This is a genomic window from Shewanella sp. HL-SH5 (assembly GCF_051163755.1).
GTDB lineage: Bacteria > Pseudomonadota > Gammaproteobacteria > Enterobacterales > Shewanellaceae > Shewanella > Shewanella glacialimarina.
Map to the genome: position 1 here is coordinate 1271546 of NZ_CP195038.1, position 13295 is coordinate 1284840.

General features: G+C 40.1%; 8 protein-coding genes. 5 read left to right on the plus strand and 3 right to left on the minus strand.

Annotated elements, in window-relative coordinates; genetic code table 11:
- Positions 1–2: 2 nt before the first annotated feature.
- Genes ACRWQM_RS05515 through dinG form a run of 3 tightly spaced genes read right to left on the minus strand, consistent with a single transcriptional unit; the run spans position 3 to position 3519 of the window.
- A complete protein-coding gene (locus ACRWQM_RS05515; RefSeq protein WP_434931512.1) occupies positions 3–665 on the minus strand; it encodes a primosomal replication protein in 663 nt (220 codons plus the stop codon).
- Positions 662–1435: a sulfite exporter TauE/SafE family protein gene (locus ACRWQM_RS05520; RefSeq protein WP_226414433.1), complete on the minus strand. Its 774-nt coding sequence runs from the start codon at positions 1433–1435 to the stop codon at positions 662–664. Before ACRWQM_RS05520 ends, ACRWQM_RS05515 begins: the two co-directional genes overlap by 4 nt.
- An 8-nt stretch (positions 1436–1443) precedes the next feature.
- Complete coding sequence (gene dinG, locus ACRWQM_RS05525) at positions 1444–3519, minus strand: ATP-dependent DNA helicase DinG (protein ID WP_226414435.1); 2076 nt, start codon at positions 3517–3519, stop codon at positions 1444–1446.
- 80 nt (positions 3520–3599) lie between these two features.
- Between dinG and ACRWQM_RS05530 the strand changes: the two genes are divergently transcribed.
- From ACRWQM_RS05530 to ACRWQM_RS05550, 5 genes are all read left to right on the plus strand, one after another.
- Positions 3600–6098 (plus strand): DNA polymerase II, encoded by a 2499-nt coding sequence (locus ACRWQM_RS05530; protein WP_434931513.1) that lies wholly within the window; start codon positions 3600–3602, stop codon positions 6096–6098.
- A gap of 518 nt (positions 6099–6616) precedes the next feature.
- Positions 6617–9451 carry a TonB-dependent receptor domain-containing protein gene (locus ACRWQM_RS05535; RefSeq protein ID WP_434931515.1) on the plus strand — a complete coding sequence of 945 codons (2835 nt, stop codon included), beginning with the start codon at positions 6617–6619 and terminating at the stop codon, positions 9449–9451.
- A gap of 1175 nt (positions 9452–10626) precedes the next feature.
- The gene (locus ACRWQM_RS05540) at positions 10627–11409 is read left to right on the plus strand and encodes a DUF3450 domain-containing protein (protein WP_434926666.1); all 783 of its coding nucleotides are present in this window, start codon (positions 10627–10629) and stop codon (positions 11407–11409) included.
- Positions 11409–12764, plus strand: a complete 1356-nt coding sequence (locus tag ACRWQM_RS05545) for a MotA/TolQ/ExbB proton channel family protein (protein ID WP_434926665.1) — start codon at positions 11409–11411, stop codon at positions 12762–12764. The genes ACRWQM_RS05540 and ACRWQM_RS05545 overlap by 1 nt, the downstream gene beginning before the upstream one ends.
- Positions 12764–13291 (plus strand): MotA/TolQ/ExbB proton channel family protein, encoded by a 528-nt coding sequence (locus tag ACRWQM_RS05550; protein WP_226414447.1) that lies wholly within the window; start codon positions 12764–12766, stop codon positions 13289–13291. Before ACRWQM_RS05545 ends, ACRWQM_RS05550 begins: the two co-directional genes overlap by 1 nt.
- Positions 13292–13295: the final 4 nt, after the last annotated feature.

The following is a 13295-nucleotide window of genomic DNA, read 5'->3' on the forward strand; positions in this document are numbered from 1 at the left end:
CCTTAACGATTTAAACTTTGGCGTGGTCGCTCAAAGTGTTGTATCCGCTCTTCAATATAGCTGATGGCTTGGCGGCACTTACCTAAACGACGATGCATTAAAAGAATGTCATTTTGCAATGTAATTTTGTCAGCAGCATGACATACCTCAAGATTTGATTCCATCTGTTGAATTTTAAATTCAATTTTATTAGCCCAAGCAAAATGTTTATTCAACTCTTGGTAAAGTTGATGACTGTTTTGCATGATGTTATTTGCTATCCAACCAAAGCCACTATCCTGTACCGACTGCTGTTGTTTTTTAGCATATCGAGCACGATTACTGGCTTTTTTCTGCTCAGCAGATTTTAAGTTTAATCCTGTCGTCAGCAAAGCACGCCTTAATGCGGTAAACCTATCTTGAATCCGCAGGCAGCTAAGTTCAATAGTGCTTTTAGCTAAGTTAAGCGTTAACTGTTTTTCTAATTGAGCGATATCCTTTCTAAGTTGCACAATGCAAGGGCTTAATTGAGCACCTTCCTGGATAAAAACGCTATGATTAAAACGTTCAACATGTTGCAGTGTTTTTTTCTGCTGGTCGCCTAATTGATTATCATGCTGCAGTGCCTCTTGTTCTATATGAGCAAGTTGTTGCTTCAGCATTAGGATTAATTGCTGAGTATTCATGCCCAGGCACTCCAAGCTAAATGGGTGGCAATGGATACCACAGAGATAATAAACAACGGCTTGATAAAAGGAATGCCAAAACGGATAGCGCTTCGCGCCCCAATAAATGATCCTGCCATCATGCAAACTCCCATCCATAGGCCTAATATCCAATTAACTTGCCCCAAGCTAGCAAAAATAATTAGCGCAGTAATGTTACTGATTAGTGTCATGATTCTTGCTAAAGCACAACTTTCTAGTAACGGTAATTTATGTAAAGAAATAGAGGAAACAGTCCAAAATGCACCGATACCGGGCCCTGCAAATCCATCGTAACCGCCCAGTATTAATCCTTGAGTTGCTTGGCGTTTATTAGTTGGAGCTTTGGTAGGCGCGACATAATGTGCACTGCCCATGGCTTTAGGACTGAATAAAGTATAAATCGCAATACTGATAATAAGCAGTGGAAGTAACTTTTCAAGCCAATTCGAGTTAATTAAAAATACCAGTCCGCTACCGAGTATCGCACCGACAAAAGTGGCAATAGCGCAGGTCTTCCAGAATGCTGGTACAAATAATTGCTGTTTATAATAGGTATAGCTAGAGGTAATTGAACCAAAACATGCCGCTAATTTATTGGTCCCCAGGGCTAAATGTGGTGGTATACCCATGGTGAGCAAGGCGGGAATAGACAAAAGGCCACCGCCACCGACTATAGCGTCAATAAAGCCTGCGATAATTCCAATAACCGCCAATGCCGCTAAGTGGCTTGGGTCTAACATTAATTCCAAGGGTATACCTACTCAATCACCCGCCGAAAGGGCGGTAATGCATCAATTAACGATTTGCCATAACGTTTAGTCACCAAACGGCGATCTAAGATTGTCACGCGACCATAATCTTGTTCTTTTCGCAGTAATCTACCACAACTTTGGACTAACTTGCGCGAAGCATCTGGAATGGTGAGTTGTAAAAATGGATTACCGCCTTTTACTTTTATATATTCGGCATGGGCCTGTTCAACTGGTGATGTCGGCACGGCAAAGGGCAGTTTGGTAATAATCAGGTTGGTGAGGTAATCGCCTGGCAAATCTAATCCTTCAGAAAAGCTACCTGTGCCGAAAATAATGCTGGGTTTGTCATCATCACAACGTTGTTTATGCTGGCTTAAAATTTGTTGCCTTGGCATTGAACCTTGAATAAAAAGTTGCTCACTAGGGATTTTACCTTCAACTAATTCTACCACTTTGTCCATTTGCCAGTACGATGCAAATAATACCAAAGAGGCCATTTCCCCTTCAATTAAGGCGACTATTTGGGTCGCAAGCTCTGCGGTGTAATCATCATCTGTTGGCTCATTATCCATATGGGGAATAAAAAGCGTGGCATTATTTTCATAATCAAATGGTGATTGCAGGGCTAAAAAGCGACTGCCATCATTGATACTTAAACCAACCTGATGGGCAAAGTGATTAAAGTTATTCAGCGCTCTTAGTGTGGCACTGCACAGCACCACCCCAGCAGCCTTTTGCCATAGCATTGACTCAAGCATAAAGCCGACTTCAATGGGGGAAGCACTGACTAAGTAATCTTGTTGTTTACCGGTAATTAACTCAATCCATCTGGCAGTAGGCGCGCCTTTTTTATTGTCTTCTTTAGCGATCATTTTCCAGACTTTATGCAGATTCTCTAATCGTTGCAGAATAAAACCTGTTTCAGACAGCAAGCCTTCAGATTGGTGCTTTGGCACCTCACCATCTTTAATTGCTTCAGATAAAACTGAAACCACTTTATTAAACTGTTTTAAGCCGCTACCCGTAGCTGTGGCGATGTTTTCAGCCTGAATGGTTAATGATTGGGGTAATTGACCGTGTTCAAAGCGCCATCTGGTTTCTGGGTTGGCAAAAAACTGTGGCTGCGTATCACAAAACTGAGCCACCTGATTAAGTAAGCTAATAATGTCGGTGATGTGATCAAGCATGGCTTGAACTGGGGCAATAATATTATTAGTTTTTAACTGGTTTTGCAGTTTGCTACAGGTTTTATTAGCCTTGTCTAACCAATCACAGGCGCCACGTATCGTCGCCTGCCCGCTGGAAAAGTCCCTTGCGACTATCGGTAAGTGATGGGCTTCATCTATGATGTAAAACATATCTTCAGGTTCAGGTAAAATAACCCCACCGCCTAATTCTAAGTCAGCAAACAATAAACTGTGATTAGCAATAAGCACATCCCATGTGTCAACATCTTCACGGGCTTTATGAAAAGGGCAGTTATGGTGTGCAGAAACCTGACGATGACAGCTGTGTTTGTCGCAGCATATTTGTTGCCATAAAAAGTCAGGAATAGGCTCTTTTAAACTATCAAGTTCACCATTCCATTTTTTCTGATGATAATCTTGATGAATTTTTTGCAGTTGCTCAACCTGGCTCTGATCTGGCTTTGTTTGCCACATCGCCATTTGCGAACTGTCTTGGGAACCCATCATTCCCTCTAGCTTTGCTAAACAAACGTACCGCTGACGCCCTTTAACTAAACCAAATTTAAAATTTAAACCTGAGTGTTGTAAAAAAAAGGGCAGATCTTTGTGCAATAGTTGCTCTTGCAGTGCCACTGTTGCGGTGGCAATGCAGACTTTTTTCTTACTCGCGATGCCTAAGGGAATAGCGCCTAAAAGGTAGGACAGTGATTTACCAATACCCGTACCCGCTTCAACAACAATAATAGGTCGTTGTTTGTCATATTCACCGGCTAAAGTTTTAGAAATTTCTGCCACCATATAATTTTGTTCACGGCGTGAACGAAATTGTGGCATTGCCGAGGCAATGTCTTTATAGATGGTGCGAATTTGCGTTTTTACCTGGTCAGTGAGCATGAGTAGTTTTTATTCTGCGGTGACTGATTTATGCTGTACATAATAACAGTGAATCTTTGTGCTTAAAACAGATAATAAAATTGAACTCAAATAGCTTACCGGTAAATAAAGCCTTAACCCGTGTTGAAGGGCAGGTACTTACTCGTCATGCCAGCTATCGGCAGGGCCAGTTAGTGCTGCAATATTATATTAAAACGGCTAATGGACCTGTGCTCGTTGAACTTCATAACGAAGATGTTGTGTGCTTTTGCCGTCAAGCTGATGTGGCCAAGCTAACCCCTTACTTAACCCAAGCCCGTGTGGCTGTTTTAGCAATGACCAATTTTGACCATCAAATTGTTTGTGGCATTTATTTAAAAACCAGTTCTGCGCTTAAGCAATTGCAGCGCATTGCCAATGATATCGGGGTGCCTTTATATGAAACCGATATTCGTGCCGAGCAACGTTATTTGATTGAGCGATTTATCGCATTTGATATCGAATGTGAGGGCACTATTGAGTCTAGTGTAAAAAGTCTGCCAGTACTTACCGCGTATCGTGCAAGAAGAGGTAGCGTAAGAACAACCAAGTTAGATAATGTAAACAATGATTTTTTGCACGCTGCAGCCAGCGGTACTGCTTTGGCTGATGGCGCGCGTGATAAACAAAGTGTGTTATCAACAAGAAGTGATTTAAAAGTTATTTCACTCGATTTTGAATGCAGTATGCAAGGCGAGTTGTATTCGGTTGGCCTATACGGGACTGATTATCAATGCGTTATTATGGTGGGTGAACAAGCATCATACCCTGATGCCGAAGATTACATTGTGTGGGTTAAAGATGAGGTTGCTTTACTGCATCGATTAATCAATTGGTTTAGTCAATATGATCCCGACGTTATTATTGGGTGGGCTTTGGTGGTATTTGATTTAGCATTGCTATTTAAGCGTTGTAAACATCATCATATTCCACTCAGAATTGGCCGAGGCCACAGTGAGTTAAGCTGGAAAGTCGAAGATAAATATCGCCCTGAAACCTTAAATTTGCCCGGACGAGTGGTATTAGATGGCATTGATTGGCTTAAAGCTGCATTTTATAACTTTGATCGATTTTCGCTTGAGTTTGTGTCGCGTGCTTTATTAAATGAGGGTAAAGCGATTGACCATGTTGAAAATCGAGGTAATGAAATAAGCCAAATGTTCGTTGACGATAAGCTCAAACTAGCGCACTACAATTTAACTGATTGCCGCTTGGTGTGGGATATTTTTGACAAGACTCAGCTACTTGATTTTGCCATAGAACGCGCTAAGTTAACCGGGCTTGAGTTTGGTCGAGTCGGGGCATCTGTAGCCGCTTTTTATCACTTATATCTTCCGCATTTACACCGCAGCGGTTTTGTTGCCCCCCAAATGCCCGCAAGTAATGGGCTGGAAAGTCCTGGTGGTTATGTGATGGATTCTATGCCAGGGCATTATAAAAATGTGTTGGTACTTGATTTTAAAAGTTTGTATCCCTCAATTATCCGCACTTTTTTGATTGATCCTAAAGGTTTAGTAGAAGGCTTAAAGTTAGCTGAGTCAAATTTAGATGCCAGTGAAATGTTAGTTGATGGCTTTCTAGGGGCAAAGTTTAATCGCCATCATCCAATTCTGCCCAAGTTGATAGCCAGCTTAGCTGAGCAGCGTGAGCAGGCTAAAAAAGATCACAATGCACCATTATCGCAAGCCATTAAAATCATCATGAATTCATTGTATGGAGTTCTTGGGTCAAAGGGGTGCGTATTTCATGATGCAAAGCTTGCCAGCTCTATTACGATGCGCGGTCACCAGATAATGAAAATGACCAAGATTTGGATAGAGGAAATGGGTTACCAAGTCATTTATGGTGATACCGACTCTACATTTGTTTGGCTAGGTAATGATATCCAATTAAATGCGTCAGAAATTGGCTTGCAAATGGCAAAAATCATTACCGATAAATGGGCTGATTGGTGTGCGACAGAATTTAATTTGCCAAGTTATCTTGAATTAGAATTTGAAAGCCATTTTCAGCAATTTATTATGCCCACTTTGCGCGGAAGTGAAATTGGCAGTAAAAAACGCTATGTTGGCTTGAAATTAGATAAAGATGAAAAGCCTGAAATGGTCTTTAAAGGAATGGAGCAGGTCAGAAGCGATTGGACACCGCTTTCTAAACGCATTCAATATCAGCTGTATCAGCGATTTTTTAATCAGCAAGATATTAGCGAGTTTTTAGAGTCCCAAGTAGCGCTATTAAAGCAAGGAGCATTCGATCAAGAGCTAGTGTTCAAAAAACGCTTAAAGCGAAATGTTGAAGATTACACCGCTAAGTCGACCCCACATGTAAGGGCGGCAAAGTTGATGGCCGAGTATCAGCAAAATAGCGACTGGTTAAAAAGGGGAGCGGTTATTGAGTATGTGATCACCACCGCAGGCGTTCAACCTGTGTGTGATAAAGACTGGTTAATGGATTATGACTATTACATCGAAAAACAAATTCAACCTATTGCAGAGCCGATATTGTCATTACTTGGGTTAAGTTATGGCGATTTTTCTAACGGTCAAATGTCATTGATCTAATGTTGTTACTAAAATGTTGCGGGCGTGAATGAATTCATTATTTTGTTCCAAGTGAGGTATTTACACGTCAAGCACACTTGATCGCTTCTTAAGCTGCAAGGTCCGCTATCATTCAGCGATTATGAAGTTGTTATATGTTTTATGCTTTATGTCAAATCACAAGTTTTGCAAAATTAGATTTATATTAGCTGCTGATGAATTGTTTATACACATGTTGTTATAGGGTTAAAAATGAAAAATTAGCTAATTTTATTGTTTAATTTTTATCTTGTTGAATTTTAATGTTTTAATTTACCTTTTTATCATTTTGTCCATAAAAGTGAACGGATATTAAATATCAACTTGATTAACTTTTGCGCTTACGAGGTATCAATTGTTGATTACTTGTTTCAAATGTGATTTTATTGCGTGGCAAATGTGATTTTATAGCGCAAAGTGTTATAGTATCTCAACACCAATACTTCAAGTAACGAAGATTGGCATTATAAGAAAGACAAATATATCCAGGGAGATAGACAATGCATAAGAACGTATTAGCTAAATCAGTGCGCTTTGCTCTGATCAGCGGTGCAGCAGCAGCTGCATTTAGTGCTCCAGCAGTTTTTGCTGCTGAAGAAGGCGCAAAAGTAGAACGTATCGAAGTAACTGGTTCACGTATTAAGCGTACCGACCTTGAAACTGCATCACCAGTAACAGTTATTACTGCTGAGCAAATGAAGCTTCAGGGTATTCAAGACGTTGGTCAGTTCCTTCAGAATAGTTCTGTAATGTCTGGTTCACCAGCTATGACCACAACTAACAATGGTGGTAACGGTGCTACTTTCGTTGAGTTGCGTGGTTTAGGTTCTTCTCGTACTTTAGTACTTGTTAACGGCCGTCGTCCAGTAAGCTCTGATTTCCAAACAATTCCAAGCTCAATGATTGAACGTATTGAAGTGCTAAAAGATGGCGCATCAGCTACATACGGTGCCGATGCAGTAGCGGGTGTTGTTAACATTATTACTCGTAAAGATTTCGAAGGTTTAGAAATCACAGCTCAAGCTAAAAATTCATTTGATGTTGACGTTAACAAACAGACAAGCTTCAGCTTAGTTGCTGGTAAAGCATTTGATGCTGGTCATTTAGTGTTTGGTGTTGACTATGTTAAGCAAGATGCTGTTTATCAAGGTGATACAAGCGTAGATTTTCTTAACTACCCTTGGCAAGTATTTGGTGAAGAAGGCGAAGAGTCTTTTTGGCAGAATGGCTTAATTGGTACTGGCCCTGATGCAAACGTTATTGAAGTGGGTTCTGGTTCTACTCCATGTGGTAACTTCTATCTAGCTGGTAAGCCTAGCCAAACAAATGGTACCTGTGATGGCGGTATCGCGACACTAGCCGATATGCGTAATTATGTTGGCGGTGGTCCAAACAATGACACTTACAACTACGCACCAGTTAACTACCTACAAACTCCATATGAAAAACTTAACTTTTTCGTAGAAGGTCAATTTGAGTTAAACGATGATACACGCATGTACTCTGAAACGCGTGTTAACAAGCGTGAATCACGTCAAGAGTTAGCTGCGGTTCCTTATGACACACAATATGACCCAGCTTACAAAGGTATTTTACCTAATGGTACTGCGTTTAATGGTGTTTCAAAGGACAACTTCTATAACCCATTTGGGGAAGATGTAGTTCGTTCACGTCGTCGTATGCTTGAAGGTGGACGTAGCTTTGAACAAGATGTAACTCGTTTCCAACAAGTTATTGGTATTGAAGGCGATATCGGTGATAGTTACTACTATGACGTTAACTATAACTACGGTCACAGCCAAATAATATCAAACGACTTTGGTCAGTTATACGGACCGAACTTAGCTAAAGCTATGGGCCCATCATTTAAAGATGCAAAAGGTAATATCGTTTGTGGTACGGCTGATAGCCCTATTGCTGACTGTGTGTCTATGAACATTTTTGGTGGACCAGGTTCAGTAACTCAAGACATGCTTGACTATGTTACCGCACCATTAGTTGACTCAGACGTATATACATTACAAACAATTACTGCCTTTATTGGTGGTGATTTAATCGAGTTACCAGCAGGTGCTATTACTGGTGGCGTAGGTTATGAATATCGCGAAGAAGAGTATAAAGCTCGTGTTGATTCGGGTAAGTTCATGGGTGAAGTGACGGGCAATAAGTCAAAAGGTACTCAAGGTAACTTTGATGTAAATAGCTTGTTCGCTGAGTTCCGTATTCCAGTACTACGTGATTTACCATTAGTTGAATCATTAGAATTACCAGTTGGTATCCGTTACGATGAGTTCTCTGCATTTGGTGGCAGCACAACTTATCAACTAGGTGCTGAATGGAAAGTGATTGACGGCTTAATGGTACGTTCTACCTACGGTACTGTTTTCCGCGCTCCAACAATTACTGACCTGTATTCACCTGAAAGCGACACATTCTCATTCACATCAGATCCATGTAGCACAGCTGCTTGGGGTGGACTAACAGCTGCGCAACAAGGCAACTGTATGGCTGATGGCGTAGCAAGTGGTGGTTCAAATAACTTAGATTCTCAACAGCTTGCACAAGCTGGTGGTAATCCTGATTTACAACCAGAAGAAGGTGATACCTTTACTGTTGGTATAGCTTACTCTCCTGATTTTGTTGATGGTTTAGGGTTAACTGTTGACTACTGGGCTATTGAAATTGATGGCGTAATTGACTCTATCTCTGCTGGTGACTCTCTAAAAGGTTGTTATTTAGGTGGCGTAGCAAGTCTATGTGATAATAGTGAACGTACTAACGGTGAACTATCTTACATTACTGAGCAAGCCACTAACTTAAGCCGTATGACTGCTAAAGGTATCGATTTTGATGCTAACTACGCATTCAGTGCTTTAGCGGGTGACTTTGCACTAAACGTATCTTGGACTCACTTCCTAGAGCGTAAAAACCAAGTGTATAACAACAGCACGTTCGAGTTTGAAATGGAAGACTTGAATGGCCGTTTTGAAAATGACACTAGCTATGCAACAGATAAAGCCAACTTCAGTGCTAACTACACATGGGAAGACTTAACTATTGCGTATGCTGCTAATTATATTTCAGGTCTTGAATATAATGATTTAGTATATTGGGGTGTTACAGAAGGTCACACTTACACAGTTGACTCATTCATGTACCATGACATTTCAGCAACTTATAGCTTTGATACAGGTACCAGAATCAGTGTAGGTGTTGAAAACTTTACTGACGAACAGCCTCCATATATCGAAACTGGGTCAAACGGTAATACTGACGAAAGTACATATCGCTTATTCGGTGCTAGCTGGTTTGCACGAATTTCACAAAAATTCTAAATTCCAATTTAGCTAGACAAAAAGCACCCTTTTAGGGTGCTTTTTTTATGTGTTGTTTAGATCAAACAAAATATTAACGGCTTTATTCCTGTTCTATTAATTATCTGGTCATTTAGTGGAATTTATGCGTATTTAAGGCTAGTTACAAGGTTTAAGGTAAAGTGTTTCTGCTGAGTTGTACTCAGTTGTGATGACTTCAAGATTTATGCAGCCTTATTCAGAAATTCAAATCTTCTATGAAAACTCTGTGCTACTTCGTAAGACCTAGAGTGTAATGGCTTGTTGCTCTAAAGGAACTAAAATGGTTAAAACAATACACCTGCAACAGCAAAGCCTGAGTGACTCTGACGGGGCATTTAATCTATGCGTTTGTCTAGAAGCATCAACTTGGATGTGTTCATCTAAAAAATAACAGGTTGGAACTTGTTTTCCAAGTTTAAAAACTACAATGAATAATTTCCTATTTATAAGTCAATATTTACCTGCTGAATTACAGTCTGATTTTATTCAAGTCTCAAAGTTAGGGCTTATTGCTTGAATTTATCCAGACGTTGTTTAACGGGACATTTAATTATATTCATCTTAAGCAATATCATTTATTCCTTTACCGAACGTTAGGTCGATTCAACTTCGGTAATTCGCTGTTGTGATCGGCTTGACAGATAAAAAATTGAATAAGATAACAAGTGCTTACGAATGTGTCTGATGTATTATTAAAATGAGTTTGAAAGGTAAGTTGTCTCTTAATAAATGACTGTTAACATTACAATAAGCAAATTATTAATTGTTATTTAAAAGATCACTTGTTCATTTTCCCACGCATAGAATTCTTCAGGGTTACGCCCACTAAGTGTATCTCCGACGATCGTTTATTAGGTAATAAGATATACCCTGACGAATTCATAATGCTTACAAATTAAGCGACTACACATAATCTCAATCTTTCGTGTTCTTTTCGCTCATTTTTGATGTTCCCAAATGTTGACATAGGTCAACATTTTGTGAAATGATGCGAGCGGGTCTATGCCTTAACAGGCATAGAAAAGGGAAGAAAAACTAACAATCACAAGAGAAAGATAGGCTTAGCGTTGTTGACGTTTTGCTAACATTGTTATCAAGCTATTACAATTGCACTGTCTACACTTTTTTAATTCACTTCAAATTGGTTGGGAACTATGTCCAAGGTAAGCAATAGAACAAAAATCGCTACTGCACTTGTTGGCGCACTGGCTTTAGCTAGTAGCAACCTGGTAGTTGCAAATCCTCTTGCCGATGTGCAAAAGGCCGACAGCAGAATTCATGCTGAAACTGCAGCGTCACAACAAAAAGTTGACAAATACTTTGACCAAGCTCAAGACATGTTGTTTGAGTATGGCAGTGTTGCTGATGAACGCGAATCACTAAAGTCTTACAATGACTACGTAGCTGGTTTAGTGGCGGATCAACAAAAAACACTGGATTCAATACAAACAGACATCAATGGCGTTGACAAGTTACGTCAAGGTGTTGTGCCGTTAATGTTTAAAATGGTTGATGCATTAGAGCAGTTTGTTCAATTAGATCTTCCTTTTAACAGTGAAGTACGTACTGAACGTGTTCAAAATTTAAAAAATATTCTAGACACAGCAGAAGTCACTTTAGCTGAAAAATATCGTCTTATCCTTGATGCATACAGCATTGAACGTGAATACGGTAACTTTGTATCAGTTCATACTGGTAAATTAAGCTTAGATGGTAAAGAAGTGCTAGTTGATTTCTTTAACCTAGGTCGCGTAGCGCTTTACGCTCAAAGTTTAGATCAAAAAATTGCGTGGATGTACGATGCTGAAGCTAAAACTTGGAACAAGTTAGAAGACAGCTATTTACGTGATATTACAAAGGGTATTCGCATTGCTCGTAAGCAAGGTGCTCTAGATCTATTCGCATTACCAATTCCTGCTGCGGAGACTGCTCAATAATGAAGAAGTTAATTACTACAGCTGTATTAGCTGCAAGTTTGTCTTTAACTGCTGGCATGGTTTCTGCTGCTGATGCACCAAAAACTATCGACCAATTATTGCAACAAGTTAAAGTTGAACGCGCTAATGAAGGCAAAAACAGCGCTAAACGTGAAAGAGAATTCCAAAACGAACGTGGTGACAAAGCGTCACTATTAAAACGTGAAAAAGATGCTTTAGCTTCTGAGAAGCAACGTGGTAAAGACCTTAACCAAGCGTTTTTAGATAACGAGCGTAAAATTGCTCAGTTAGAAGAAGATTTAAAAACAGCCCAAGGCGACTTAGGCGAAATGTTTGGTGTTGTTAAAGGTGAAGCTGGCGATTTCGCTGGTAAACTTGCAGCATCTAATATTTCTGCTCAATACCCAGGCCGTGATGCATTTATTGCAGAATTAGGCTCGCGTAAATCATTACCGAAAATTGAAGAACTAGAGCAATTCTGGGAAGCGCAATTATTTGAAATGGTTGAGTCTGGTAAAGTGGTTAAATTCACCGGTAATGTGACTGCAATCGACGGTAACGTTGTTAGCACTTCTATCTACCGTGTTGGTGCATTCAACTTAACAGCTGATGGTCAATATGTTGTTTATAAGCCTGAGTTAAGCTTAATTCAAGAGCTTTCACAACAACCTGAAGGTTATCAAGTTTCTGCAGTAGGCAACTGGGAAAATACCACTTCTGGTTTCTCTGAGTTCTATATTGATCCAGCCCGTGGTGTGTTACTAAATATCTTCACTAACAAAGCTAGCATTGAAGATCGTTTAGAAGCTGGTGGACCAATTGGTTATATTATTTTAGTACTACTAGCATTAGGTGGTTTAATCGCCCTAGAGCGTTTAGTCACATTAACAATTACTTCTGGTAAAGTTAAAAGCCAACGTAAAAATATCAATAACCCAGGTAAGAACCCACTTGGTCGTATCTTGAAAGTATATCAAGACAACAAAGATGTTGATGTTGAAACGTTAGAATTGAAACTTGATGAAGCTATTTTGAAAGAAACGCCTGCTTTAGAAGCACGTATTTCAATCATTAAGGTACTAGCAGCTATCGCGCCAATGATGGGTCTTTTAGGTACAGTAACCGGTATGATTGCAACTTTCCAATCAATCCAGTTATTCGGTACAGGCGATCCAAAGTTAATGGCTGGCGGTATTTCTATGGCACTTGTTACTACCGTACAAGGTCTGATTGCAGCGTTACCATTAATGTTATTACACGCAATTGTTGTTGCTCGTAGTAAATCAATCGTTCAAGTTCTTGAAGAACAAAGCGCTGGTATCATTGCAGAACATGCTGAGAAGAGGGCTGACTAATGATGCTATTCCTGATGGATATATGGGATTCCGTCAGGGGCTTCATGGCCTCCGGGGGAGATGTCCTCTGGTTGGTAGCAGCTGTGCTTTTCCTAATGTGGGTATTAATGCTTGAACGTTACTGGTATCTAAACTGGATATCACCAAAGCAACATCAAGCTGTTATATCTGCGTGGGAAGCAAGAGATGAAACACACTCTTGGCACGCACACCGTATCCGTGAAGCTTGGGTGTCCCAAGCTAAGCAAGATTTGAATGCACGTATGCTGTTAATCAAAACCCTAGTAGCAATCTGTCCAATGATTGGTTTACTTGGTACCGTAACCGGTATGATTTCAGTATTCGATGTGATGGCAGTTCAGGGGACGAGTAATGCTCGTCTAATGGCAGCTGGTATCTCAATGGCCACAATGCCAACAATGGCAGGAATGGTAGCAGCGCTATCGGGTGTATTTTTCAGCACTCGTTTAGACTCGAAAATGAGAATCAGATTAGAAATGCTAAAAGACAGCATGCCTCACCACTAAAGAG